Source organism: Clostridium sp. chh4-2, from assembly GCF_002899675.1.
In the GTDB taxonomy this organism is placed as follows: Bacteria; Bacillota; Clostridia; order Lachnospirales; family Lachnospiraceae; genus CHH4-2.
The window spans coordinates 228,453-254,218 of sequence record NZ_PKUU01000005.1 but is presented as its reverse complement, the minus strand read 5'-3'; the positions used below and the strand labels follow the sequence as shown (position 1 = coordinate 254,218).

The window sequence follows — 25,766 nt, the reverse complement described above, 5'->3', positions numbered from 1 at the left end:
ACAGACTATAGATTATATAGGAATAGAAAAAGGAAACTGAGAATTCCGACGGTTGGCGCGAGGATTTCAATGAGATGCCTGACTTTATCAGCGTCCTTGAAAATTGACAGCAAAATTTTGTATGCAGCGATTCCTAAAGCTCCGCCTAAACAGTTCAGAATCACGTCGTCAATATCACCAATTCCTAATTTTAAAGTATATTGCAGGATTTCAACGGATAAGCTGAATAAAAATACAAATAAAACATTTTTAAATAATCTTTTGTCAGGATTAAATAAAGCTAAATAAACGCCAAACGGTAAGAATATAACAATATTTCCTATTACATTGGTAAACGCGAAGGAATGAAAAACGATATCTGTACCTGACAAATAACTATAAATGGAACGGAAAGGAACCAGATTGACTGATCTGTATGTATGGCTTGTTCTGAACAGGATTGCCAACAGGAGCAGCATATAAAAAATAAAAACAGCCCCTTTTGATGAAAGTGATCTCTTTTTAACTTAATATGAGTATAAATAAAAATTAGAGTAAGAGATAGCAGCTGATTTATTAATTTTTATTACAAAAAAAGGAAGGCCCTGCTGCCGCTGAGCCTTCCTTTTCCATGGGTATTTCTGTTACTAAATCCTTGTTTTCGTACAACACATTTACTCGCCGCCGGGGCCGTCCCGCCGGGGTCTGGATGATTCAGGCAGCGGTTCTACAATTTTAGCCTGATATGGTTCTGTATCAACCTCTGGAACATCCCCGTCTCCATAAGAATCTGCGTCAGAGTGGACATATAAATCGCTCATCAATTATCACCTCCGATTGTAGTATGTGATGAAATGAGAAAATTTATAAAAATGAAGCCGGATAAAGAAGAGAAGCGTTATCAGTATTATTATAACGATAAACTTGAAAAATCTTATAAATAGAATATATATGCATATACTGTGCTTTAAAATGATTATAATTGTAATTTTATCAAATTATTATTGATTATTTGTAAAAACAATTTGATAAAATAAGGGGCTTGTATTATATTTAGTATATACAAGGGAGATGAGAGCATGACAATACAAGAGGCAACAATAAAACGGATAAAAGAATTGTGCAGGGAACGAAGGATTTCTGAATATGCGCTGATCTATTTGACCGGAATGCCGTCGTCGACGGTTAAAAGCATTCTTCATGGAAAAAGTAAGAATCCTGGAATTGCTAATGTTAAGAAAATTGCAGAAGGGCTGGGGATCAGCATCCGGGAGTTTTATAATTCGGATATATTTGATGATTTAGATCCGGAAGATTAAAACGCATGCCAGAAGGGCGGGAATATATGAATTCCCGTCCTGAATGAAATGCTCTTGTATGAACTGACAGTCACTTTCTGACACCCGACGAACTTGCGCACTGGGAAATCATAGCTGCTATCGTACACCAGCTGACAAAAGGGCTGACGGCCGAGCAGATTGCAGATTCCGGTTTAGGTCCTTATTATATCGATCATACCAACGGTATCTGGCCTCAGGCGGCCGGAGGAATTCCTTTTAATGCATGTGAATTCCAGTCTAAGGGTGATATTATTACTGACCTGCATGAAGATATGGCGGCCGAACAGAAAGCCAGAACCACATATGACAACATCCTGAGAGTGGTGAAAGATCCTGAAGTATGCGATCCGATCCGCTATTTAAGGGAAAGAGAAATTGTTCATTTCCAACGTTTCGGCGAGGCTCTCAGAATTTGTCAGGAGAAGCTTGACAGCAAAGATTTCTATGCATTTAATCCGGGATTTGATAAATTCCAGGGCGGAACAATGAATTAGTTTTGTTTTTGCATCAAGGGGATACAGCCGGGTAAGATAAAATATTAATGGCGGCTGCTGTTACAGGGAGGACTGATCTCTGTAACAGCAGCTGTTTTAATTTTGATAAGATACTCATTTCTTCACAAACTTCTTACAAATCGTTCATATTTCAGCAATAGACTGCTCATATTTTTTCTCTATACTATATCTTGTAAGAGAAAAACGCTTATAAAATTTTTTTCATAATACTCGGCCGGCGGGAGCGATCCTGACCGGCCTCCTCCCTTTTCTGGGGCATTATCCACTGTTTTTTATGGGACGGAGTCTGATTGTATGTTTAACTGCAGTCTGTTAAATTTTTCGGTGATAATTTTACGGAAATTTTTGCTATTATATTTTCTTCTGTTTTGTTAATAATAATAACAAAATCAAAAGGAGGTATACGATCAATGAAAGAGAAGAACCCTAGCATTATGTGTTCCATTTACAACTGCGCTTATCATGCTCAGAACGATGAATACTGTACGTTGGAAAGAATCAAAGTTGGTACTCATGAAGCAAACCCAACAAAAAAAGAATGTACTGACTGCGAATCATTTGTAAATAAGGCTTAATCAGACAAGATAGTTGATTTGGACTCTGCGGGAAGAAGAGTGATTTTTAGCGCAGAGGTTATAAGCCGGTTAAAATAAAAATACGGACTATTGGGAAAAACCCAATAGTCCGTATTTTTTATGGTATTTGAAATGTTATATTATGTCAGGTATCGGGAAAAGTTAACATTTCTCATTGCCACCGGCTAAAGAGAGTGTAACTCTGGCTTTAGTGTAAAAAGGTTTTCATGGTAGCATAGAATGCTATACAGTACTTAATAACAAACGTTAATACAAGAAAAACGATAAGAATTTGACCCAGCATAAAATGCACCTCCTTATGTGATTAGTATATGTCCGATTGGAAATTAAAACAATAGATATGGGGATTCCTTAACTAATCCTTAACTATTTTGGCCGGAACAAAAGAAAAGGATAAGGTGCAGGCCTTATCCTGATGCAGAGAGTTATTCATTTCCTAAGAAGAAGCCGGGATTAAACAGTTAATCGGTGAGCGCCGTATGATATTTTATCCTGCGGTAGATTTTCCAAATGATAAGACCGGGCATGCCTAAAAAGAGAAAAAGTGTGGAAAGTCCGCCGATCAAGCCATAGATGATCATGATAATTATAATGCCTATATTCATTAATGAATGCCTCCTCATGCTTTTTTGCATATTATATATTTATTTGATGTGTGAAAAAAGAGTTTCCGGCCGATTGTAACGGAATCTGAACGAAATATTTGCAGAGTTTTAACACACCGGAAAAATGAGAGAGTTCGCCGTTTTCTACATATTAAAGATGCGCCGGGATCATACTAGTACTGAAGCGGAATCCGGAGTAAAATGAATTGATATGCATCAACCGCGCCGGGCGGCAGTACAGAAAGGCGGAAGGCATGGAAAAAGACAAACAGGAAAAATTAAATCAAAAGAAGTCCAATGAGAAGTTCAACAGCATCACAGAAAAAGTGAAGCCGGAAAATCAGAATCAGACCCACAATTCCAGAAGAGAAGGCATGGGACCAAATACGAAAAGAAAATCCGATTGATGAAATATGAAAAAGGCAGCTCTTATTATGCGGGGATAAGAGCTGCCTTTTTCAGGAGTCACGAATCTCTGCGGGTCAGACAGAAAAAAAGTGAAAAGTCAAAGTGCACTAAAATATTTTTCTCCTTTGTATAAAATAGGTATTGCAAAAGCGGCACAGATGTGCTAATTTATATACATAACAACTTGTATACAGATTATAAAGTTTGTATACAATTAGAATCTAATAATCTATTATTTAAGAAAAGGAGAATGAACATGAATAACATTAACAATTTTTCATTGGACGGCAAAATTGCTTTAATTACAGGTGCTTCTTACGGTATTGGTTTTGCAATCGCACAGTCAATGGCAGCAGCAGGAGCAACAATCGTATTTAATGATATTAAACAGGAATTGGTAGATAAGGGAATCGCAGCATACGAAGCAGAAGGCATCAAGGCTCATGGCTATGTTTGTGACGTTACAGATGAAGACGCTGTTAACGCTTTAATCGCTAAAATTGAAGAAGAAGTAGGCGTTGTTGATATTCTGGTTAACAATGCAGGAATCATCAAACGTATCCCTATGATCGAGATGGCAGCAAAAGACTTCAGACAGGTTATCGACGTAGACTTGAACGCTCCATTTATCGTATCCAAAGCAGTTATTCCGAGCATGATCAAAAAGGGAAGCGGAAAGATCATCAACATCTGCTCCATGATGTCTGAATTCGGACGTGAGACAGTTTCTGCATATGCAGCAGCTAAGGGCGGACTGAAAATGCTGACAAGAAATATTGCATCTGAATACGGCGAGTACAACATTCAGTGTAACGGTATTGGACCTGGCTATATCGCAACACCTCAGACAGCTCCTCTTCGTGAGAAACAGGCTGATGGCTCCAGACATCCATTTGACCAGTTCATCGTTTCAAAGACACCGGCAGGACGTTGGGGTGAAGCTTCCGATTTAGGCGGACCAGCTGTATTCCTTGCATCTGAAGCATCTAACTTTGTAAATGGACAGATTCTGTACGTAGACGGCGGTATTCAGGCTTATATCGGAAAACAGCCACAGTAATTATTTTCAGACAGGGAGGCTGACATGGTGGAAAAAACCTATAGAAACCGCGGGGAGATGGTATTCGATGTCCTGAAGCGGGAAATTCTGGATCTGGAATTGAAACCAGGGCAGTCGATCAGTGAAAATGAGATCTGTGCCAGATTTGAAGTGTCGAGGACGCCTGTGAGGGACGCTCTGCAGCGACTTCAGGAACAGGGATTTGTACATACGGTTCCCTATTCCGGCACTTACGTAACTTTGCTGAACCTCAATAATATCAGACAGATGATTTATATGAGGATGGCAGTAGAGAGCATGGTGCTCAGAGATTTTTTAGAGATTTCAACGCCTATGCTTTTGGAAGATATCAGATATATGATCAGAAAACAGCAGCTTCTGATTGAACAGCCGGGTTTTGAGGCTGAACAGTTTTACCGGATGGATGCGCAGATGCATGCGCTCTGGTTCGAAGCGACCAATAAGATGAAGGTTTGGGGCGTGATTCAGGAACAGCAGCTTCATTATACCAGATTCCGAATGCTGGATTTTGTAACAGAAACTGATTTTACAAGGATTATAAAAGAACATACAGAGCTGTTTGATCTCATCCAGGCCAAGGATATGAACCGGCTGGAAAAAGCGTTAAGCGCCCATTTGTATTATAGTATGGAACGTATGAGACATACGATAGAAGTGGATTATAAAGATTATTTTGAACAGCAGGCATAAGTAAATCGGGAAGCGGAAGAAGATTCGGCTTCCCGGTTTTTTCTTTGCATTTTTAAATGTTATTTTCTCTTTTGTGTTTTTTCTTGGCTTTGGGTGCGGAGCAGCGCCGGAGGGTTAATATCCCAGTGTACCGCCATCTGAATATGAGCCGTAAAAATGAACGTGACTGGCGAACACATGTATTTTGTGTCCGACAGTCACGTTCATTTTTATGGCGAGTAGGAAGCCCAGCGGACACGGGATATTAACCCTTCGGCGCTGCTCCGCACCCAAAGCCAAGAAAGAACACTCTTTTGTTTACAGGCTTTTTAATATTGACAGAATACGATGATTTTATGTGGAGTTGTCTGAGGAGGAATGCTCCGGGTTGTGGTATGGTAGTAAACCAGCAGGATATTGCCGCCGGGCTTACAGTTATAATATTGCCCATTGGCTGTCTTAATAACGGTGGATTCGGACAGATTGAGCACTAAGCTGTCATCTGAAGCCACCAAATTATTATTGAAGTAGTGCAGAGCCACCGTTTCATCATCTTTTAAAACCGCAATGGCAACAGCCTGATATCTGGGCGGATAGATCAGCGGAACCGGCTGATTGGTGTCATAGAAAGCCGTAATGGTCATGCCGGGACACAATGTTTCATTCTCTGCCACATATGTGTTGGGAGAAAGGACAATGGAGGCAGGGCCGTAAGCTGTATTTATTGAGATCAGTTGATGGCAGCAATTCTTTTCATAAGAAGTTATCTCAGAAATTGTGCCTGTAATTTGAGAATAGGAGAGAGAAGACATAAAAGTTCCTTTTTTATTTAAGATATGCAGAAGAGGGAGAAAATGTTAAAAAGACGCCGCCAGCAGCCGCGTGTTCACGGGATGGTTGTGTTTGGGACCGGACACCGGCTATACGGGCAAAACCGCACTCTTTTCAGAACTGGCGGGTATAAATAATTGGATAATTATTTATGTAAATATAGTAACTGATTTGGGGGAGTTAGGCAAGGGGGTTTTTGGAAAAAATGGAGGGATTGCCCAATTTTTTATTGAATTTTTGGAGCGGGGGAGGGGAAGAAAAAAATAAGGTAGCTGAAGGGGATTCGGCTACCTTATTTTGGAAGATTGATTTGGGAGTTAAGCTGTTTTTGAAACTTTATAATATATAACATTGGACTTTAGTATTGAATCAAAGCTCCATTGGAATCAGTTTTTAAATGTATATCACCTTGAAACATGCTTCCATCTTCGGTGACCTTATATAAGCGATTATTCCAAATGATCCATTGATTTTTCGCCATACTTCCATCAGAACTTAGATAATACCATTTACCGTCTGAACCTGTTTTCCATGTGTCGGAAACCATCATTCCGGCTCCGTCAAACCAATACCAGTTCTTACTATCCCAGTACCAGTCATTCGATATATAATTGCCAGTGTCTCCCAGATAAAAACGCCAGCCACCGCATTCTTGATGCCACCCGGATTTTTTGGCGATCAATTGTTCTTTAAACTCTGTCCAAAGTTTTGGATTATCCATCATCTTTCGTGGACACCATTTGAGTTTTGCATCGTAATGTCGAATAACATGATCGGCAGCAATGCCTGTTTCCTGGATTAAATATTTTACAAGATCGATACAATTTTTTCTGGCTATATCATAATCACTGTCTGGATTAACACAAATTTCAATGTTGATGGAATTGTAGTTGCTGACTCCGGGGACTGGAGGTGTGCCATATTGATGACCTACAGCCCAAGCGCCATCACTATGGCTGAGAGTCTGATAAATAGAATGATCATCAACATAGTAATGTACAGAGGTGTTCAGATTGCCGTTATTATGCGCTTTTGAATGGGCTTTAGCTCCCGAACCGGCGGTATAATTGTCTGTTTCGTGTATTACGATCCATACCGGGTTATTTTTATCGGCATAGCAGTTAATTTGTTTGATTTGTTTTGTAATGGGTATCATGTTTGGCCTCCGAATAAAAGAGTTTCCGAATGATTATTTAGTAGAGAAAAAATTAGAAGATTAATTATTTAATAGAGCTTTAACTTCTGATCTTATCCTTTCAGGTACCTGTTCAATTGTTTTAAAACCTTTTCGTATTAAGTCTGCATATATTTTTGCCATATTTTATTCCATCCTTTCATAAATTTCTGTTAATGCGATTTGTGTATTGGTAACTTCATCCTCTAATGCGAGGCTTTTCTCATACTGTTCTGTTAGTGCTAGTTGGGTAGATATCAACTCTGCCTCTAGTATTGTTTTATCCAATTCTAGTTTTTGGACTTGTTGTTCCTGTGTAGGAACATACTGAATTGGTGTTTGATCTCCTGTATTGGGATCAACATGATAAAATACACCATTTATGTGTTTATCGCCGATTTGACATGGATATTGCAGGCAGTCTACTGCGATGGCTTCCTCACCATATACTGCTTTTGCAATCCGATTAGCTTCTTCGTAATTTTCACAATGAGTGATATTGAGAATCTCCTCATCTAATATAAATGCATACATTTGCCATACTATCATTTCTTACCTCCTAATATAGTCTTATTAGAACAATGCCACTACCGCCGGCACCACCTTTTCCAGTATACCACTCGTCATAATTATAACTCCATTGTGATCCGCCACCACCGCCACCGCCACCGGTATTTGCGGATCCAGCACTACCATTTCCAGTTTGTGCACCGTTTGCACCACCACCAGCACCACCAGAACCAGGTGCACTGGATTTATTAGTAGAGCCACCACCTCCACCTCCTGAGTATAGGGTACCGTTACTCCAACCATAGGCTCTTGTGGTTCTGCCCTGTCCAGATCCACCGCCGCTGCCATTACCACCATTTGAACCACCGTTACCTCTTATGCCGCCGCCACCAGAACCACCTGATGTTCCATTACCACCATTTGCATTACATAGGGTGATGCCATTACGGGAGACTGATGAAGGACTTCCTGCATAAAATTCAGGTCCATAAGGTTTGCCTTGTGCGCCTCCTGCACCAACAATAACATTTAATACTTGACCAGGGCCGACTTCTAAATCAGCCTGGCTTGTATAACCTCCACCACCTCCAGGAGCACCTTCTCCACCACTAGTGCCATAGCCGCTTGAACCACCTCCAACGCAGAAGATCGTAGCCCTTGTATGCCCTGATGGAATTGTATAATTTTGAGCAGACGTGAAAGTCAAATATAGTTCGTTATTTGTTTTGCAACTAGAATTTAAAGTATTTCCCCATATATCGCCTGCGCTACATGAGCAAAATGCAGTGGCACTGAAATAATAGGTTGTATTTATATTGGGCATAGTGACAATCGTCTGTGACCATCCTCCAGCCGCTGCATTACTACCATATCCAGTATATATTCTGGTTCCACCAGTTCCAGGATAACCACTGGTAGAGTAGTTGATAAAAACTCCGCTAAAAGGTCTTCCAGTCGCCGCATACGGATTTTGCCATTTTAATAAAATTTGCGTGTAATTGTATGCGGCTGCACTAAAATTTAGGATACTTCCTACCGTCATGTTCCCAGTTATCTTGGAACCGTTAACCCACGCAGTTTTACCATTATAAATATATCCGGCAGTAGCAGTAGCCGAAGTCTGACTTGATAAACTATTGGCAGTAACTTTGCCAGATCCATTATGATATCCGGCAGGTATTGTATAACTGCCGCCTGCATTTAATGCTTGGGATACGGCGCCGCGGTTAGGCATGCTTCCGGTCTGAGGTTCGTCGCTGCCGCTGCCGCCAAATATCTTGTTTGTTAAAACGTGTTCCGGAAGCGCATTCAATTCATCGGGATCAATCCCGCCGCCTCCGCCAAAATTAATTCGTCCAGTTTTAGCCATTTATCTTCACCACCTTATAAAAATCAACCGTTATTGTTCCGATTGGAAGCTTCTTTGCTTTTAATTGGAAGTTTCCGGCACCTGAACCGCTTATCAGGCGTATTTGAGCTTTTGAAACAGCTGTATAGCTGTCTGAATGAAAATAAACTTCAATGATGTCATCAGCGCCAATGGAGGCGTCTTCATGGGTATAAATGAAATCATCGCTCCAGTCGGAAGTTTCTATATTAAAAGAATCAGAGTAATACCCAGTCAGCTGATCGATTTTATTGGCAGAGTAGGTATTTGTCACTTTTTCATCATCAGATGCATTATCGTTAATTCCAATTGTGGACTGGGCTACCCGTTCTATAAAGGTCTGCACATCATTGAGATAGTATCTTTCCAACGCGATAAGCCCATCTCTTAATTTGTTCCATTTATCCGCATTAAAAATCGTACTCTTTAGTTTTGGATTGTTTTCCAGTAACGTGTTGGCAGCGTCTATGTCGCCGGCATCCCACAAAGCGTTGTATTGCAGCGCGATTGTGAGAAGGCTGGCTGTAATATCCTGCATTCTCGCCCAGTTATCTTCTGAATCTGGGAAATTGGTTAATGGAAGATCTTCAAATTTCGCCATTACCATCACCTTCCTTATTCTTATTTTGATTTCGTCTGTTGCTGACAAAGGAAAAACTCTCCAGGAATTTATAGAGAGTTAATGTCATCGTTCCAGCGCCAGTTGACCAGCTGAAACTTTTAATAATATATTGATTTTTTTCGTTGCTGTATTTGGGAGTGTACTCCACTTTTGTATTGACTTCCAGCCAGGGAATAACCAGTGTTGTTAAAGTTAAAGTATCCATCATGGCTGTTGTTGAATAAGTTAAATATTCCGCTTGGTTATAGCAGGCCGCATCGTCGCTCAGCGTATCATAATCCAGAGACTGAGCGATTTCATAGCCCAGGTTTTGTACTGAAAATGGACAGAGATCTGAAGTTTCCACATATTTTCCATAGCACTGATATTGACCTAAGAGGAATAAAGCGGAAGAAATGCCGGATTCATCTGCGGTTAACCGCCGATATCTGAATACGTAGGTTGTATCAGATTTTAGTGAATTCGCTTTTAATGGATTACCGTTTCCGTCAAAAATGGGGATGGGAGAGTAGTTGTTAATGGAAAATTGCGGGGAGTCCAGATTGTCGGAACATATTTTTACGGCAATTTGCGTCAAATGATCAATATCATCCCAGGAGGAATAAAAATCAAAATTAATGTGATAAACATTTCCTGTGTATACAGAACTTTTGGCATAGCAGTCTTTATTCTCTAATTCTAAAACCTTTCCCCATACTTCAGTTACATTATAGATATTATCAAAGGATAAAGAGGCTGATTCGTCTATTACAATATTTTGCAGTAGAGAGTCATCAAATGAAATATTGTCCGTCAGACAGTTTGGGATTTCACGCCATATAAATGTTCCGTCCGCATCAAAGAAAAATTCCCAGGCGTCGTAGAGATCGCGTAATTTCGTCCATATTTCACAATAGGTGGTTCCGGTGTTGAATTCAAGATCATAAGGGACTTCCTTTTTTATATCTTCTACAAAGTAATTTTCAATTTGTGCCGTTTTTAGAAGGCTGATGACGGAGGTCCGTATATCTTGTCCGGCAGGAATTGTTAATTTATGCGCAATATCTTCAGAATCAGGGGCGGAAGGGTCATATCCGGCCAGCTGGCCGTTTAATGTTCCGTCGTATTCCGCCATAAGGTCGGCACAGGTGAGTGAAAGGGTACGCTCTGTCTGAGAATATTTATAGTTCATCGAGACATACACAAAGGTGCCGATCCGGTACCAGATAATTTTATTCTCGCGCAGGGATTTTATGCCGTAATAGACTCTAAGCTTTTTATCAAGCCATATTTTTTTATCAGAACCAATCATAAAACTGGAATCAGTTACGTGGAGATCGCAGGTATAGGAACGCCTTTGGACGGAATCATTATTTACACTAAAATTATCGTTGATAATGACGCCTTCTAGGGAATCCAATATCTTATATTTTTGATTGAGCAGTTCAACTTTTAGAAATATTTCCTGCGTCGACTGTTTCAAAAGATTCAGATCGGTCTGTGTTACATCGTATGCCATATGTTCACCTACCGATCCCTGTCTGTATCAATGAAATTGTTGTCGTATAAATCGCCCACATCATAGGCATCCCCGCATTCCGTCCATTTAAAATTGGACGTGATATAAAAGAAGCCGTCATTTTCATAATAGTTATAAGTGCGGTCTGATTCAGAGATCGATCCGCTGATGTTGACCATTAATAAATTGCCTTCCATATCTTTTAATATTTTTGGTTTTCCATTGGTTAAAGCATCGTAGATCAGGTTTCTGTAATCAAAAGAAGTTTTAATTTCAGGGTTAAATTCTTTTAACTCAAGAAACGTGCAGTCCATGCTGCCGGACTTGTAACCGGTATTGCCGTTGACAACCGTGATAGGATATTTTCTGCCAAGCGGTTTTACCTGATTTGATTCGTAAGTTATTTCCTGAGTGTATTTGGCATCCAAAATTAACGGGAAGGATCTTCCTTTTTCACATAGGAAATAGTGATCAAATACAGAGGTTACCTTATTTACGATATAATTGGCCTCACCGCCGGAAATGACGGGAACGTATGCATATTCGATTTCACCGGTTGGTTCAAAGTAATCCAGGTACTCGATTGACAAGTCTTCATTGCACTGTATTTCTTTTTCAAATATGGTTTTGAACTTAGTGTCCTTACCTGTTCGTTTCTTAATTCTGACTAACTCTACAATGGATTCTGTAAAGTTTACATTTCCGCCATACAGATCTCCGTTAAATAAAGCATGGAAACGAGTTGCAAATGTCCAGTCAGAGGGGATTGTGCCGTCATAAGTGTTGGTATCTATGGTATCGATTGTTGCATAAATTTCATCAAAGACCGCATTTTGAATTGTTAATTGTTCGATCGTATTAGCTGAAGCCGCATGAGAGATCAGAGCATCGCTGCTTGAGGTAAAACTATGTCCACAGAACATTTGATTCACTTCCTTTCAGTTGTTTTTGGGAGAAGCAGGGCGGCAATATCAAAAAAGTTACCGGTTCGGGTGGTACAGAAACAGATACATTGCTCATCAGTTGGAATTTCAAAATAGTTGCTGTAGATGACGTAGTTGACGTCGGATGAGGCTGCTGTCAATTCGATCACTGCCTTTTTACCGGAAGAATTATCGAATGTTCCTTCGCGGTAAAAACAATCGATTTGAGTTTTATTCCCATCGGAAAGAGTGAGGATTTTTTGGTTTATTTTGCAGTCAAATAATTTAAATACATGACTGAAATCGCCTTCAATCTGATATCCTGTCTGGAATACGACTGAATTATCTCTGAGATCAGCATATTTATTGTCGATAAAGATAACCGGATTATCTGATTGACCTTCTGTGGAAATCAGGTTGCTGCGCAGTTCGACAGCACCGAGATCAGGCATATTATTTAATTCTAAGGTGGAAAAGGACTGCAAATTCTCATATGCAACCGTAAATAAAATATCTCTGGTCTCAAGATGCATTCCATGTTTTGTGATGCCTGCTGCGCGAATATAATATTGATTGGCATTTTCCAACGAAGAGATCAAGTAGGAGGATTGCGTATCGTAGACTGTGCCGGAAGATTGTATTAACGTTTTTTGGTAGGAATACAAATAAATAGAATAGGACTGCAGTTCTTCATTTTCTGCCTGAGCATATGATAAGCCGACTTCGTAGCTGGATGAGCGGATAACATCATTATTTTTAATTGACAGCTGGAAAACCGGAGTTGTAAAGCAATAAAACTGCGAAGGATCGCTCCGGTCTGATTCGGAATTTTCGGCATCTATGACTGTGATGTAACAGATGTAGTTGATGCCATTTTTCAGCCCGGAATTTGGTGGGATAATAAATTCCTGTTTCATGATGTCAATTGTTTCGTTGTAAATGTAATCTTCGTTAAAGACAGAAGTGCCAAGCTCATTTTCACAGATGGAGCACCGCACTTTATGGATTTGGTTTCCATTCCAGGTAAATCTTATTGTGGTACCAAGAGACGCGTCGAAGGGCTCTATGGGATGTATAGTTGCTTTCAATTTTAATCACCTCTTTCTTTGCAAAGCGCTTGTTTGTTACTATAAATAGATATTTTGTCAGATAGTGTTTCTTAAAAATAAAGTTTCAATTACTAAATCAGCTGTTGGTGCTTTTTTCGCAGTTAGCTTTAATTGTCCGGCTGCTGTTTCGACAGTAATGCCTGCTTTGGAAGCAACAGCTATGGAATCTTTTGCAAAGAAAACATCGGGAACCTGTGTGTCTAAAATGCTGGAATTACTATATGTGGCAACTAATGAGGTTGAAAATGAGGCAGCAGTAATTGTAATATTTTCCAGTATCGTATCACAGATTGTCTGTTTTGGATGGACGTGATCACTTCTGGAAACAGTGGAAGCCGTACCAACAGCGGCATTTCCTGCAATTTTTGGGGGCGTAGAGGAGTAAGTTACATGGGTTCCATGCGATGTGGCAGCTGCTCCAATAGAGGCGGCGGTAACATTAATCGTCTTGGCGGTGGAACCGTCATAACCGCCTTGAGATGTCCCATTAAGAGAAAGGGTTAAGGCGTTCGGGTTTTTTATACTGGATGGAAAGTCTGTAATTTGCGATTTTGTATGGGTATGCGTTATGGGGGTGAAAGAACTGGGTTTATCGGTAATTTCGTTCCATGCATAAGATGGCTTTTTTGCTGATTTGGCCCAAGATGATACATCGCTGGCTGGCAGAGCTGTCGGCTTATTCTTTATATAAGCATCAGAAGTAATATCGGTTGCAGACCAATCCGCTTGTACATTGACTTCTGCACCCGAGGCTACACTGTTCAGTTTCTCTATCATTGCCTGTGTAAGAGTATCTATTACAGCTTTGTTGCTATGAGTGTGCTTTTTACTATTTGCATCGTTCCAGTTGGTTCTTTCAGCAGCGGTTAGGTGGGTAATTGCATCCGCCTTATGGGTGATAAAATCAGCCATACTTTTGGCAATTTTACCAAGCATTATTGTAAAGCTTTCACCGCTGATGATATTGGACAATGTGGCTGCTTGGGTAAATGTTGGAGAGGAGGCAGCAAAGGTATCTTTGGAAACATATGCTGCGCTTCCAAGTCCTTTTACAGAAATATTGTCATGTACTGTTCCATCGATTGTCAGCTTTATTGTGCCATTATTTGTACCGGCGCTTATAGAAAGCGATTGTATTGTGGCTTCTACAATTTCGTTTACCAATACGTTTAGTCCTTCGTTATCTAAAAATTGTTGTTTTTTCATGAAGTCACCTGTTTCTTTTATATAATCTTTAAGGCTTGTAAGGAAATAATAGATGCCTTAGCGATAATGTTAATTTGATATGGTCAGATGTAGACGTTGTAAATGGTTAATTACTGGATGATATATTTTAGATCAGATAATATCTATTATTTTAATGAATAGCTTCGCGAAAATTTTAGTAACATTCGCCAAAATGAATTCGAAGCTATTTGATTGAAGCGCTTAATCTTTGCAATATTACTATTTTTGAGGAGATTTTCGCTTTATTATTAATAAAGGTAATTTTATTGTATACAAAGAAATGGTGCTCCTGCTCAAAAAACTTTATACTCATTTTACTGAATTGCCATAGGTATATAATCATATGCTTTTAATAATTGGAATAAGTTACCATATTTTAATGACTTTCAGGTTATTATTTATGGTTGCTGTAGTAGAGTGATCTACATATATTTGCCCAACGTAGTTTCCGCCTGAAGGAAGGTAGTAAATATTTGTACCAGTCACACCACGTACACATGGAGTTGTACTTCTATCTGTTTGCTGTTCATTATAATTCATAGAAACCGAAAGACCACTTACTCCATATGGAGCTATTGCGGAATGTTTCACTAAGTACAATCCTGGGGATAGAGATTGGTTAAATACGACAACCCAATTTGTTGGTGAAACTATAAGGTTATTGTTATATTCAGTCATGTTTAGCTTGGGGTTTTTATTTGCATTTAATTGAGCATACAAATCATACAACGTCTTCCCATACCGAGCATCCAAAGCATACCCTCCCGCAGTCGTAGACCCATTATTCACCAACTTAGCCAAAGTAAGCAGTTCAGCTTTATGATCATTAAAGTCCTTTATGAACGTATATGTCTGAACCAGACACTGCCGTATATTCCCCAGAAAACTTTCCATAGGCTGATTTGCTTCCGGGTAAGGAAAATCGGTTGAAGTGGAATTGAGGGCGCTTACTGTAGTATCCTTAATATCTCCGCCGGAGGCGGAGACTTTACCATTTAGCGCCGCCTGCTGTTGGGCGGATACCGGTTTATCCGCATCGGAGGTATTGTCCACATTACTTAGGCCGACATCAGATTTTGCGGGTTTTGCCCAGGAGATCGCTCCGGCTGTGGTTCCGGCTTTTAGGAATTTGCCATTATTAGCAGTGCCTGTGGCGGGAACATGTTTATTACCGTCACTTGTGGGATGGATATACTTGTTGGCGTTTTCTTCTATACCGGACAGCTTGGTTTTATCTGCGGAGGTGTAATCATTGGTGGACAGCTGTTTTCCGGCAACTTTGTCCACTTTATTGACGACTGCATCCCATTTTGTTCTTTCTGATGATGTAATGTGTTTAACCGAATCGTTTACATGAGCATATGCTGAGTTCCAGTTGTCCAGCAGAGCCTGGGTTAATTTATCCAGAACGGTTTTATTGCTGTGTGTATGTTTCTGGGAATTTGCAGAATTCCAGTTGGTTCGTTCGTCAGAGGTTATATGGGCGGCAGCATCTGATTTATGGGAGATGAAAGCGGCTAAACTTTTGGAAATTTTGCCGAGCATAACGGAAAGCGTTTCGCCGCTGACAATATTGGACAATGCGGCTGACTGTGTGAAGGACGGAGAGGCCGCCGCAAATGCATCTTTAGAAGCATATGCGGCGCTTTCAAGCCCTTTTACCGGAATATTATCATAAACTGTGCCGTTGACTGTCAATTTAATTGTTCCGTTGTTGGTTCCGGCATTTATGGAAATTGACTGTATTGTTTCTCCAATAATCTCATCTACCAGTACGTTAAGCCCTTCCTTATCCAGGAATTGTTGTTTGGCCATAAGTTCACCTATTTCCTTTATTTATTAAACAGGGACCGGATAGAAGCGGATGGAATTGGTTCAAATCCGTCTCCAACCAAACCCTCCAGGGCTGTGATCTTGGATAAATTATTCTGAATGTTGGAGGTGTTGGTTCCTATATTTGTGTTGGCGGTTTTAAGTCCTTTTTCTACTGTATCGATATCAGTTTCCGCAGTTGTTACTCTGGCTGTTAAAGCGGCAGCAGCTTCGTTAATTGCTGTGACGGCAGCCTCATTTTTGGAAATGCGGCCGACGGCGGCGGTTAAATCGGTTACTAATGCAAATTTTGAGAGATCGATGTTTCCCACAGCATTTGTAACGTATTCTGCAATGTAGGCGATAATTGTTTTTGCTTTACTGCCTTCCGGAAGCTGCCCGATCAATGATTTTAAGGCGTCAATATCGGCTTTATTATCGCCGATTCGGCTGTTCATGGAGGCAGCATCTGAAGAATGGCCCTGAATCCAATCAGAAATTTCTTTCAGGGTATCCATTGATTCCGGAGCTCCGGCGACTACTTCGGCAACCGCATCATAAACGGTTTTGCTGACCGATCCAGTTCCTGTACCATTCAGGATGGCAACCGCATCGGTATTGGCGGTTACTTTGGCCCGCAATTCGGTGTCGTCGTAAGATGCGTCAGCTTTCGCTTTGTCCGCAGCTTCTTTTGCGTATTCGATTACAGAGGATGCATTTGAATCAGCCGGGATTGTGCCGACGTAAGCATTTAAATTGGAGATATCGGATTTAGATGCAAAATCAGCGGCTTTTTTTCCGGAATCGGCAATGCTGCCGTCTGCGGTAAGGGAAGCCAAGTTTCCGGCTGTACTGTTGGAAACCTTGTCAATTTTTCCGCTGATATCCACCGGCGCAGGTAAGGGGATGCTGAAAGCTGCGTCATCAACGGTTACGGGAGCTTTCTTTGTATAGAAATAGAGTGTCTGTTTATCGTCTGACAGTGAGACTGTTTTAATGGCCGGGGATACGGCTTCATTGATTTTTGTTAAGAGATCAGCACCCAGTAAATCATTATATTCTGTTAAGTTAGCGAGTGTCATATATTGTAATTTTGCCATTTTAAAATTCCTCCAATTTATATACGGTTAAATAAAGCCTGAATTTCTTTGGGATCGATACCTGACAGTTTATCGTCCAGCATTTTATCTAAGTTCTCATTAAGCGCTGTCGTTACCATGTCATTTACCGAATCCTGCATTAATAATTTAACATACTCTTTTACCTCAGAACCGGTAATGAAATCCTGGGTTTGAATCCATTCTTCCGTAATATATTTGTTTATAATATAGTCGCCGGTGGGAAAAACAGAGTAGATGGTGATGGAATTGCTGCTGAGTTTTGTGATAGAGACACAGTCCTCTGTTTGCTCAATGGAGAATAAATCAGAGTCAGCAGAATATTGTATCGTATGATTGCTGCATATTTGGAACTGTCCGCATATTTTATATACGCCGTTTGAAAGCTTTGACAGGTCTACGGCTGCGGCTAAAGAGCCTTGAATCTGGGTGATTGGAATATCGTTGATCGCATTGTATGAACGGCTGTTTACAAAATCAGCAACGCTTAAAGCCCCCTCAATGTCTCCGACACGGTTATCTAAAAGCTGGACAACGTCTTTGCTTTTGGCATAACTGGTTAAATCCAGTTTATTTGTTATATTGTCGATAACATCCTGGGCGATATCTTCCGGCATTCCGATGTCCACGCTGAAAAGCAGTTTATTCTTATTGTAAAAAGATAAAACGCCCAATGAGTAATCCGCTTTTGTTATGGCGCCGATATCTGCAATGCATTCCGGAGTTCCCTGCTCTGTTATCCATACCAAAGTATTCAGGCCGGTTACATAGCAGATACCGGGGTATTTCATCAAACCGCATTCTAATGCTTTATTAACAACATCCATCGTAGAGGCCTGGAAATATTGTGGTGTATAAGCCATAATTTTTACCTCACTTTGAAATGATAAATTTGAAATCTGCTTCAGAGATTTCTTTTTCGGAAACCATTGATTTTAGTTTGTCTTCTGTAACTTTTTTTGACGCATACAGCCGTTTAAGGCTTTCCAGAAACATGATTGAATTCATGGTTATAGAATCCCTCCTTCCAATAACTCCAGGGTATATGCATCGATCAGTTCTTCCCGGGTCAGGCCGCCAAATGATTTTCTCTGGTTGTATTCGTGTTTTGTGATTTCGACGATTGATGACAATTCATTATCCGGTTTGTAATGATACAGGCCTTCGATATGCCAGGCATAATTCCCATCAGAAGAGAGAATTGCCTCCGCTTCTTCAGGACCGCACAAAAGGATCAAGTCATTTTTCTCCTGGTATTTCACATAAATAATACGATCTAAAATGTCGACAACTTTGTTGTCTTTAAGCACTTTATAATACATTTGCATTTCCTTTCTCAAAAGGACATGACCCTAAAAAGATCATGCCCTTTTTGTTAATCAACTCCGATTGAGAACATCGGTAAAATGCCGCTTTCATACGACGGATACGAGAAACCGTAATTTGTGCCGTCGGCAGCAATTGTGAACAGATAATTGGCGTGGCTTATATTTGGGCTTCGGGTCCAGTAATCAACGCAGATATCCGGGGAGGAAATGTTGGTACGCTTTCTGGAGTCGGAATTTGTCATATAGGCGATCGTGGCATTAGTTTCGTTGATATAAGGGTCAACGGCATTTCCATTATCTAATTCATATAAGGATGGTATGTAGAAATGACAGGCGGACTGGCTCAGTTCTGTCGACTTATTACCGATCGAAGAGTAGACCTTTACCGGCTTTATCAGGGATTTCCAGGATGGGGAGATCGCTTTTAAAAGGCGGGTGTTCATCCATGTATTTAAGGTGGAGTCGGCCCATCCGCCTGCATTGGTGCTCTTATTGCTGAAAATTCTGCGGATGGAAAGGGTGTTAGCGCCTAAAAATGTGATGGCAGCCCGTTTCGATTCGGCGTTAGCCATATAATATCCTTTGAATTTGGCCAGCTCCATGGGCACGGTTTCGTGAATCCATTGTGAAATATCTGAACAAAGCGTTTCTCCCAGATCCGCATACCATACTTTACACCAATGAACCGTTCCTTTTGCAAAATTTTCATAGACGCCGTCGTCCGCTTTGCTGCATCCCAGCACGAATGTTGAATTGATTGAAGGAATCCGGGTGGATGTCAGGACCTGAGTATGAATGGAAGTACCGGTTATATTGGAGATATAAACCTGAAGCTGACGGCTTCCTGCACGATGGCGGAGAACGACGATTTCCCGGCCCAGCCCGGAGGATGGTGTGAGAGAATCTGTGCCCCAGGAGAGTTTTGGCTCTGTGCTGTACCATAATTTAAAACCATTTGAACCGTCTGATTGGAAGCATTGTGCAAGTACGTTTCCGGTTTTGTTGCCGGAGGCAAATTCGTAGTCAATGGCCAGTGTGAAATCCCGGTCTTCCCGCATTAAATCCAGATTCGTATCCAAATAATTGGAGCCGTTAAATGCCATGTCGGATTCCACAATACGGAATTCTTCAATATCATCATAGGAATAATCAATGCCGAATTTAAAATCCAAACGGTCTTTCAGTGAAAAGCAGGAAGTTTCTTTACCCAATTTCATGGCTGCGTATAATTCGGCCGGGGTGAGATCATTTAATTCTTTGTTGTTAAAATATCCGTCCGTGTATTCGCAGACGCTGAAAACAGCATTGATTGTTTTGGCGCCTGTTACGAGACCGCTTTTATCCCATCGCTCGAACACATAATATTTGAATGCGGTTTCTTCTGCTGTATAGACGGGCAGGTCGCCGTCATAGGAGACCATGGAACCATACGGCGCAGTCATTTCTTTCAGGACAACGCCTTTGGAGACATATTTCACGGTATATTCTCTCACGGCTTCTGTGTAAACGGCAGTGATGGTTTTATCGGAAAAGATGTTCGTAAAGGAATCATCCCAGCCTTCAAATGTATATTGGGTGCTTACCGTACTCGCTTTTTCAGGAACTTTTATCGGGTCTGTTTCCCTTTGGATTGGATCGTCGGCATTTCCGCCCTTGTCGACATACTGGACATCGAGAACCGTGTGATTTTCATCATCGTTGACAAAAGTGACCGTATACTGGGCAATCATGGTATCATATGTGACCGTTAGATCTTTCCAAACAGAATTATAATAATCCAGTTTCTGCTGTCTCATAACCGGAACATGAACGGAGCCGCTGAGAACGGAAGTGTTCGTATTATATCCATTTTCATCTATACCGGATAATTTGGCCAGACGGTCTAATAAAGAAGTATCATCCAGATTCCAGTTTATATTGGTCAGCCTTAAACGGTTTAGATTTTCGGCTTTTGATAATAATTCCATTTCATCGACGGCAGGGCAATTGTCGAGGCGCAGTGTGGTAAGGTTTTCATAGTTCTCGATAGTTAAATCATTGAGATAATATAAATCTGAGCCTGATATGGACGATACTGCCGGAAGATGAGCTGTATGGATCTTTCCGCCAGATGCAAAGATGACGCCGGTGATGCCGGAGCCGTCCGCTAAAAATTCTTCCAAATTGGTACATCCGGACAGAGAGATGGTCTTTTTCAGATTGGGCAGGTTTTGAAGGTTTAGTTTCTCAAGCAGTCCGTTGTTGCCGATATCAAAGTCAGACATATTTGTATTGCTGTAACCTGTTACATCGGAGCCAATGGATAAATCGGTTAATTTAACCGCCTGTCCGAAATCCGTATATCCGGCATAAAAGCCTGATATATCTCCGATACTCTGTACCATTGAAGCGTTATATGTATAAACTTCCGTATCATTCATGGCGGCAATCGGAGATTCTACGGTATAAGTATTTCCTCTCTTTGCTCTCTGTTTGACAATATTAGATCCGTAGCGGTTTACGATATACATATCCGCATATGGTTTTATGTGCAAGGTACCGTCCGGTTCGACGCCGGTCCATTGGGAAGGGGTGTAGCCGCGGATGGTGATAACATCGGAGGTGCAGGCAGATCCTACATATTTGGAGGCTATGTATTTTTCCTGGTATTTTTGATACTGCCTTCTTTGATGCTTTTTATCGCCGTGCATCATCGGAAGATAAGAGGTGGTTCCGTTATCTTCGTAAGTCCTGAAATATTTCCGTCTCATATCGGCAATCCACAAGCGTTCCGGTTTTACGGATTGATATTCCTCACAGGCTTTTAAAATGCGGTCGGAGGACCAGGTCAGCCTGCTTTCCAGGCGGATATACAATGCGGCCAGATCGTCGGCCAGGCAGTCTCTTACCAAGCACCAAAGCCTGCTGTCATGAGCATTGAAAACGGCTTTTGATCCGATGGTGTCGGTGTCTTCATAACCGTAAGTAAAAGTGAGGCCGCCCTCATTATCATTGCCCATGGCGGTGTCGTTATCATAATCGAAGCAGATATCCCAGTGAATCAGGTCTTCTGTATGCCAGAAAGTATTCTTTGCCCGGTTGTCGATCATGGTGTGGCGCTCTGTAAACAGATAATAGAAGAGCACGGAATCTTTAACAAAATAATCTTCAAATTCAGCGGCAAATGTTTCAGGGCTGGCGTTAACGACCCAGGATAAAACTCTCTGCCAAGCGTCTTTTCCGGCCTGAAGTTCTGCTTCTGTGCAATTTGGATTGCTGTAGCGGAATTCGAAGCTGTTGTCGCCGTCCCATGTCTCGCCGGTCAGATCATCCGATAAAAATCTTGTCTGGTCGTCGGTGTTGTTGTCCACTTCGATAATGAATTCTTTATGGTTATCAGGGTCCATGCCAAATACTTCGTCATTTTTCTTGGAGTTTCCAAAATCGCCGCAACCGTAGAAATGCCAGGCCCCGTCGTTAAACACAGTCGCATTGGAAGGATCGGTTTCCTGCACGAAGATAACACAGGGATGGAATTCCATGGTGTCCCTGATCTTTTCATCCTTTAATCTGGCAGGTCTTAAATATGGATTCCACGTATTGTATTCCTGGGTAAGAAATGCATTATTGAGGTTTTCGGATGATGCGACGTTTAGTTTGATGTTAAAATAATTAACAGGTACGGAACTGCTTGTCATGCCGTATTTATCGGCCTTTGTGCCGTCTGCCATGGTAAAGCCGCCGGATAAATTTAAGTCTATATTGCGGGCGGATTCTCCATAGTATTCAGAAGAGGTGCCCTGTCCTTTATGGGAACCAAAAGCAGTCCAGTTATCCTCATTTTCACGTCCGCCGTAATATATGTGCTGCACGGTTGTATCGGATACTTCATTTTTCTTACCGGTTGTAAAATGCGGAGCGGATATTTTGATAACGCGCAGCCCGGGGCATCTTTCGGCTAAGATATCGGGATCGATGGTTCCGTCAGCGCCCACAATTTGATTTTTCATATAGCGTTCAATCATCTCATCCGCATTTTTTGCGTCTGCAATGCGGTTATCGAGGATTTCATCATCAGTTAAATTCATGGTGTAGGACTTCATGCGGTAAATCCACACATCACAGTCATCCGATCCGATCACTATACTTTGAGGATTTGGCTGGGTGAAGGAATCTGAGGATGAATAGAGTTTCACTCTGGTGGGGACTGCATCGATCCACATCACCATTTCCGTGTATTGAGAATCCGGCAGGATATTAAACTCTAATTCCATATAATTGTCTTCACAGTAGGGAACCGTAATATCATTCTGTTCGGAAGTTAAAACCGCATTCTGGGCGAAAACTTTAAAACCGATTCCGGCGTCAAAGCATGAGAGGGCCAGGGCATCATAATCCCGTACATTTGTCGTTTTGTAGATCAGTTTAAAATTCTTCCCGGTCTTCTTGGCATCATCCTCAAATAGTTTGTAATCAATTGAGGCGGTAGTGCCGGCCTTCACGCAGAAGTAGATATCCCCGTCTTTGTCGGTCTGATATCCTCCGTTTGACCAGTCAAAATTATCGGATACGGTCAAATGGGATTTGCCGTCGGTCCATAAACGGTCGGAATCATGGTTGCTTCGTCCGGCCGGATTGAAATCGAGTGCCAGGTTGGTGGTAACGGGAGTGATATCAATGCCCAGTTCTTCTATATTGGCAGAGATGGTCTTAACGGCTTCACCGCAGGTGATGGTTAGAGTCTGTTCTCCAATTTCAGATGATTTATAGCTCCAGATCTGTTTGAGACGGTCCGCGCTCAGCTCAGATACTGTTTTTTCGTCAACTGTCAATGTGACGTTGGCCGGATTATGTTCGGGATCATAGATCACATATGGTATGGTGACGGTATTATACTGTTTGGATGTAAATGAGCGGACAGCGCATCCGATAATCGGAGCGGAGCTTTCTGCATTTACCCAGATAATATCCTTATATACAGAGTCGCTTTGCACGTCCGCCCCATCGATAACTGCAGTCATATATACTTCCAGCAGGTGAGCGCCGTGCTCCTGAGCGGGAATTGACTGAATCATCTGACGGCCTGTAACAGATGTAGTGATATTGCCGATTTCCTTATCATCCAATTTAAATATAATCTTTTTTTGAATGTCTCCATATGGAGTATAGCGGAAACTTACTTCTCCAGAATAGAAGAGTGAGTCATCGAAAATGCTGTCGATTTTGAATTCCACAACAGTTACAGTCCATGTTTTTGTCGCGATCGTTCCAAAACTGTCGGTAATTGTTAAACGGATATTATTGGAACCTGTTTTTAAGTACTGGGTAATATCAAACGAGTTTTTGCCCTGAAGAGCAGTGGAAGAGGCGACTGCCGTATTGCCCACTTTCCAGCTTGCGGTACCATTTCCTGTGCTGTCTCCCACATTATCGATGGATGAGAAGCTGTATTCAATAAGAGCTGTTTTATCGGATAAGATTACCAGGCTTGCCGGGGTAATGCGTTCGATTGACGCCGTTGAGCTGTCTGAGCCGCCGCCGCTGCCTCCTGTGATGGTGAACTTCTGCTTTACCTCTTCATTTTCATATAAGGTAAAAGTATTGTCAGAATAGCTGACATCATAAACATTTGGTTTTACAGAGGTTATATTGTTCACTTTTTCTTCCAGTGAAGTTAAATTTTCATTGACGCTGATAACGTCTTGATTAAACCCGCCAACTTCGTTTTTGAGTGTGGAAACCGTGTTGGCTAGAGACGTGTTAGCCGTTGTATTGGCGGTAACCTCTTTTTGAAGCTCACTTTGGAGTGTCTTAACTGTTTCAAGCTCTTTTTGTGCCGATTCAGAAGCGGAAGTGAGTGAAATGGTTTTTTCCTCTAAAGAGGTGAGCTCCGCTGCTGTCTGTTCCACGGTGCCTGTGAGTTCGGTGACTGCGGCGCTTATTTCTCCTATGGAGCTGCTTATTGTATTGTTAACTTCATTTATAATACCGGTCTTAAAAGTACCGGCCCATTCGGCGGATGGATCGATGGAACCGATTTCTGCGGAAGAGATTTCCGTTTCTCCGTTATAAAAATGTAGTATCCCTTTACCTTCCGTAATCGTGTAGGTGACTTTTAAATTGGACAGGCTGTTGATTTTTATGGAAGTGATTTCTTTTTCTCCATCCCTAAAAGTCAAGTCTCCCGTTTCCTGGACATATCCGACCTTTAAATTGGATAGGCTGTCAATTTTACTGATGGATTCTTCCAATTCTACAATGATTTGGTCAATTTCGGATTTTACATAATGATTCTTTAATTTTTCATCCGTAGCGGCATTTACGTCATCAATGATAGAACCTTTAATTTCTTCCTTGATGGCGTCTTTGTTGATGTTTTCAGCGGATGCGGCCGCTTCGTTGGCTGCGCTTTCAGCCCGGTCGGCCGCTGTTCTTGCGGATGCCAATGTTTGGCTTGCTGAGAAGAGAAAGGTCTCATACCAGGATAAATCAGGCTCTATAACGCCGCTTCCCGAGTGGGCTAAGGCTTCTAAGACGTTGAGTCTGCCGTTGGGCTGGGTTTTCCATACGTAGGATTCTCCGCGTTCGTTTACTCCGGAAGCGGTGATTTCAAATTTTACCTCCCCTTTTCCGGAAGTGACGCTGCTGTCGATCAGCCATCCAAAGATAATGAAATTCCGGCTGCTGGATACATTAACCACGGCCGCAATGCCATCGTGATTAGAGGCATTTTGATAATGGATCTGAATTATCATATCCATTAAATCCATACCGTCATAATATCTCGGTATTTTAAACGGTATAAACTGGCTGCGGGTTTCCTGAGTGATATTGACCTGACTGGCATCCATGGAAATGCCTTTTTGTGCGTCAATTGTAGAATAGTTAGTATCGTGATACTTGGTATACCATTTATATCTGCCGTCGCTGCAGGGGGTATATTCCTCTGTATCAGTAATTTCTTCGGAATTCATTGGATTGATTTCAGATGCCGCGGCGGAAGCGTCCTGATTCCGGTTTTGCAGTGATGTGCGGTAAGAAACTGCCATTCATAA

At 41.4% G+C, this 25,766-nt stretch carries 24 protein-coding genes and 1 pseudogene; 7 read left to right on the top strand and 18 right to left on the bottom strand.

The features are described from left to right. Positions 1-5: 5 nt before the first annotated feature. Together C0033_RS07515 and C0033_RS07510 are read right to left on the bottom strand one after the other, a co-directional pair. Entirely contained in the window at positions 6-458 is a 453-nt protein-coding gene (locus C0033_RS07515) for a VanZ family protein (RefSeq protein WP_103227250.1), read from the bottom strand. A gap of 195 nt (positions 459-653) precedes the next feature. After that, positions 654-800, bottom strand: coding sequence for an AE-binding protein (locus C0033_RS07510; RefSeq protein ID WP_103227249.1), 147 nt, complete (start codon positions 798-800; stop codon positions 654-656). Between the two features lie 258 nt (positions 801-1,058). Here C0033_RS07510 and C0033_RS07505 point away from each other — a divergent pair, with 258 nt between their 5' ends. The 3 genes and pseudogenes from C0033_RS07505 (at position 1,059) to C0033_RS07495 (ending at position 2,409) form a co-directional block, all read left to right on the top strand. Further along, complete coding sequence (locus C0033_RS07505) at positions 1,059-1,298, top strand: helix-turn-helix transcriptional regulator (RefSeq protein ID WP_103227248.1); 240 nt, start codon at positions 1,059-1,061, stop codon at positions 1,296-1,298. A gap of 86 nt (positions 1,299-1,384) precedes the next feature. Further along, positions 1,385-1,813: pseudogene (locus C0033_RS07500) on the top strand (manganese catalase family protein); the annotation flags it as partial. A 431-nt stretch (positions 1,814-2,244) separates the two neighbouring features. After that, positions 2,245-2,409 (top strand): DUF1540 domain-containing protein, encoded by a 165-nt coding sequence (locus C0033_RS07495; RefSeq protein ID WP_103227246.1) that lies wholly within the window; start codon positions 2,245-2,247, stop codon positions 2,407-2,409. 482 nt (positions 2,410-2,891) lie between these two features. Here C0033_RS07495 and C0033_RS26915 read toward each other — a convergent pair whose 3' ends face one another. Continuing rightward, on the bottom strand, positions 2,892-3,035 hold the full coding sequence (locus tag C0033_RS26915; RefSeq protein ID WP_180994614.1) for a hypothetical protein: 144 nt from the start codon (positions 3,033-3,035) through the stop codon (positions 2,892-2,894). Between the two features lie 254 nt (positions 3,036-3,289). Between C0033_RS26915 and C0033_RS26910 the strand changes: the two genes are divergently transcribed. From C0033_RS26910 to C0033_RS07480, 3 genes are all read left to right on the top strand, one after another. Beyond that, positions 3,290-3,442, top strand: a complete 153-nt coding sequence (locus tag C0033_RS26910; protein WP_180994613.1) for a hypothetical protein — start codon at positions 3,290-3,292, stop codon at positions 3,440-3,442. Positions 3,443-3,699: 257 nt separating this feature from the next. Continuing rightward, positions 3,700-4,503 carry a gluconate 5-dehydrogenase gene (locus C0033_RS07485; protein WP_103227244.1) on the top strand — a complete coding sequence of 268 codons (804 nt, stop codon included), beginning with the start codon at positions 3,700-3,702 and terminating at the stop codon, positions 4,501-4,503. 24 nt (positions 4,504-4,527) lie between these two features. Then, a complete protein-coding gene (locus C0033_RS07480) occupies positions 4,528-5,214 on the top strand; it encodes a GntR family transcriptional regulator (RefSeq protein ID WP_103227243.1) in 687 nt (228 codons plus the stop codon). 308 nt (positions 5,215-5,522) lie between these two features. Here C0033_RS07480 and C0033_RS07475 read toward each other — a convergent pair whose 3' ends face one another. Then, positions 5,523-5,837 (bottom strand): hypothetical protein, encoded by a 315-nt coding sequence (locus C0033_RS07475; protein WP_242984437.1) that lies wholly within the window; start codon positions 5,835-5,837, stop codon positions 5,523-5,525. A 259-nt stretch (positions 5,838-6,096) separates the two neighbouring features. On the opposite strand from C0033_RS07475, the gene C0033_RS26725 reads away from it, so the two are divergent. Continuing rightward, entirely contained in the window at positions 6,097-6,291 is a 195-nt protein-coding gene (locus C0033_RS26725; RefSeq protein WP_146043748.1) for a hypothetical protein, read from the top strand. 91 nt (positions 6,292-6,382) lie between these two features. On the opposite strand, the gene C0033_RS07470 is transcribed toward C0033_RS26725, so the two are convergent. From C0033_RS07470 to C0033_RS07410, 14 genes are all read right to left on the bottom strand, one after another. Continuing rightward, a complete protein-coding gene (locus C0033_RS07470) occupies positions 6,383-7,180 on the bottom strand; it encodes an N-acetylmuramoyl-L-alanine amidase (RefSeq protein WP_103227241.1) in 798 nt (265 codons plus the stop codon). Between the two features lie 60 nt (positions 7,181-7,240). Further along, entirely contained in the window at positions 7,241-7,342 is a 102-nt protein-coding gene (locus C0033_RS27620) for a CD1375 family protein (RefSeq protein WP_278320744.1), read from the bottom strand. A gap of 3 nt (positions 7,343-7,345) precedes the next feature. After that, positions 7,346-7,747 carry a hypothetical protein gene (locus tag C0033_RS07465; protein ID WP_180994612.1) on the bottom strand — a complete coding sequence of 134 codons (402 nt, stop codon included), beginning with the start codon at positions 7,745-7,747 and terminating at the stop codon, positions 7,346-7,348. A gap of 10 nt (positions 7,748-7,757) precedes the next feature. After that, a complete protein-coding gene (locus C0033_RS07460) occupies positions 7,758-9,077 on the bottom strand; it encodes a hypothetical protein (protein WP_180994611.1) in 1,320 nt (439 codons plus the stop codon). Next, the gene (locus C0033_RS07455) at positions 9,070-9,696 is read right to left on the bottom strand and encodes a hypothetical protein (RefSeq protein ID WP_103227240.1); all 627 of its coding nucleotides are present in this window, start codon (positions 9,694-9,696) and stop codon (positions 9,070-9,072) included. Before C0033_RS07455 ends, C0033_RS07460 begins: the two co-directional genes overlap by 8 nt. Next, positions 9,683-11,215: a DUF5048 domain-containing protein gene (locus C0033_RS07450; protein WP_103227239.1), complete on the bottom strand. Its 1,533-nt coding sequence runs from the start codon at positions 11,213-11,215 to the stop codon at positions 9,683-9,685. The genes C0033_RS07455 and C0033_RS07450 overlap by 14 nt, the downstream gene beginning before the upstream one ends. An 8-nt stretch (positions 11,216-11,223) precedes the next feature. Continuing rightward, entirely contained in the window at positions 11,224-12,138 is a 915-nt protein-coding gene (locus tag C0033_RS07445; protein WP_103227238.1) for a hypothetical protein, read from the bottom strand. Positions 12,139-12,143: 5 nt separating this feature from the next. Continuing rightward, positions 12,144-13,226, bottom strand: coding sequence for a hypothetical protein (locus C0033_RS07440; protein ID WP_103227237.1), 1,083 nt, complete (start codon positions 13,224-13,226; stop codon positions 12,144-12,146). A gap of 57 nt (positions 13,227-13,283) precedes the next feature. Further along, positions 13,284-14,453 (bottom strand): hypothetical protein, encoded by a 1,170-nt coding sequence (locus tag C0033_RS07435; protein ID WP_103227236.1) that lies wholly within the window; start codon positions 14,451-14,453, stop codon positions 13,284-13,286. 387 nt (positions 14,454-14,840) lie between these two features. Next, positions 14,841-16,289: a hypothetical protein gene (locus C0033_RS07430; RefSeq protein WP_103227235.1), complete on the bottom strand. Its 1,449-nt coding sequence runs from the start codon at positions 16,287-16,289 to the stop codon at positions 14,841-14,843. 17 nt (positions 16,290-16,306) lie between these two features. Beyond that, positions 16,307-17,386, bottom strand: coding sequence for a hypothetical protein (locus C0033_RS07425; RefSeq protein ID WP_103227234.1), 1,080 nt, complete (start codon positions 17,384-17,386; stop codon positions 16,307-16,309). A 17-nt stretch (positions 17,387-17,403) separates the two neighbouring features. Continuing rightward, positions 17,404-18,267, bottom strand: coding sequence for a hypothetical protein (locus tag C0033_RS07420; RefSeq protein ID WP_103227233.1), 864 nt, complete (start codon positions 18,265-18,267; stop codon positions 17,404-17,406). A 147-nt stretch (positions 18,268-18,414) separates the two neighbouring features. Beyond that, a complete protein-coding gene (locus C0033_RS07415) occupies positions 18,415-18,726 on the bottom strand; it encodes a hypothetical protein (protein WP_103227232.1) in 312 nt (103 codons plus the stop codon). 53 nt (positions 18,727-18,779) lie between these two features. Further along, positions 18,780-25,760, bottom strand: coding sequence for a DUF6273 domain-containing protein (locus C0033_RS07410; protein ID WP_103227231.1), 6,981 nt, complete (start codon positions 25,758-25,760; stop codon positions 18,780-18,782). Positions 25,761-25,766: the final 6 nt, after the last annotated feature.

Bases quoted from the DNA above. Each gene is read 5' to 3' on its own strand.
- C0033_RS07515 (WP_103227250.1), bottom strand. From the start codon at position 458: ATGCTGCTCCTGTTGGCAATCCTGTTCAGAACAAGCCATACATACAGA.
- C0033_RS07510 (WP_103227249.1), bottom strand. From the start codon at position 800: ATGAGCGATTTATATGTCCACTCTGACGCAGATTCTTATGGAGACGGG.
- C0033_RS07505 (WP_103227248.1), top strand. From the start codon at position 1,059: ATGACAATACAAGAGGCAACAATAAAACGGATAAAAGAATTGTGCAGG.
- C0033_RS07495 (WP_103227246.1), top strand. From the start codon at position 2,245: ATGAAAGAGAAGAACCCTAGCATTATGTGTTCCATTTACAACTGCGCT.
- C0033_RS26915 (WP_180994614.1), bottom strand. From the start codon at position 3,035: ATGAATATAGGCATTATAATTATCATGATCATCTATGGCTTGATCGGC.
- C0033_RS26910 (WP_180994613.1), top strand. From the start codon at position 3,290: ATGGAAAAAGACAAACAGGAAAAATTAAATCAAAAGAAGTCCAATGAG.
- C0033_RS07485 (WP_103227244.1), top strand. From the start codon at position 3,700: ATGAATAACATTAACAATTTTTCATTGGACGGCAAAATTGCTTTAATT.
- C0033_RS07480 (WP_103227243.1), top strand. From the start codon at position 4,528: ATGGTGGAAAAAACCTATAGAAACCGCGGGGAGATGGTATTCGATGTC.
- C0033_RS07475 (WP_242984437.1), bottom strand. From the start codon at position 5,837: ATGACCATTACGGCTTTCTATGACACCAATCAGCCGGTTCCGCTGATC.
- C0033_RS07470 (WP_103227241.1), bottom strand. From the start codon at position 7,180: ATGATACCCATTACAAAACAAATCAAACAAATTAACTGCTATGCCGAT.
- C0033_RS27620 (WP_278320744.1), bottom strand. From the start codon at position 7,342: ATGGCAAAAATATATGCAGACTTAATACGAAAAGGTTTTAAAACAATT.
- C0033_RS07465 (WP_180994612.1), bottom strand. From the start codon at position 7,747: ATGATAGTATGGCAAATGTATGCATTTATATTAGATGAGGAGATTCTC.
- C0033_RS07460 (WP_180994611.1), bottom strand. From the start codon at position 9,077: ATGGCTAAAACTGGACGAATTAATTTTGGCGGAGGCGGCGGGATTGAT.
- C0033_RS07455 (WP_103227240.1), bottom strand. From the start codon at position 9,696: ATGGCGAAATTTGAAGATCTTCCATTAACCAATTTCCCAGATTCAGAA.
- C0033_RS07450 (WP_103227239.1), bottom strand. From the start codon at position 11,215: ATGGCATACGATGTAACACAGACCGATCTGAATCTTTTGAAACAGTCG.
- C0033_RS07445 (WP_103227238.1), bottom strand. From the start codon at position 12,138: ATGTTCTGTGGACATAGTTTTACCTCAAGCAGCGATGCTCTGATCTCT.
- C0033_RS07435 (WP_103227236.1), bottom strand. From the start codon at position 14,453: ATGAAAAAACAACAATTTTTAGATAACGAAGGACTAAACGTATTGGTA.
- C0033_RS07430 (WP_103227235.1), bottom strand. From the start codon at position 16,289: ATGGCCAAACAACAATTCCTGGATAAGGAAGGGCTTAACGTACTGGTA.
- C0033_RS07425 (WP_103227234.1), bottom strand. From the start codon at position 17,386: ATGGCAAAATTACAATATATGACACTCGCTAACTTAACAGAATATAAT.
- C0033_RS07420 (WP_103227233.1), bottom strand. From the start codon at position 18,267: ATGGCTTATACACCACAATATTTCCAGGCCTCTACGATGGATGTTGTT.
- C0033_RS07415 (WP_103227232.1), bottom strand. From the start codon at position 18,726: ATGTATTATAAAGTGCTTAAAGACAACAAAGTTGTCGACATTTTAGAT.
- C0033_RS07410 (WP_103227231.1), bottom strand. From the start codon at position 25,760: ATGGCAGTTTCTTACCGCACATCACTGCAAAACCGGAATCAGGACGCT.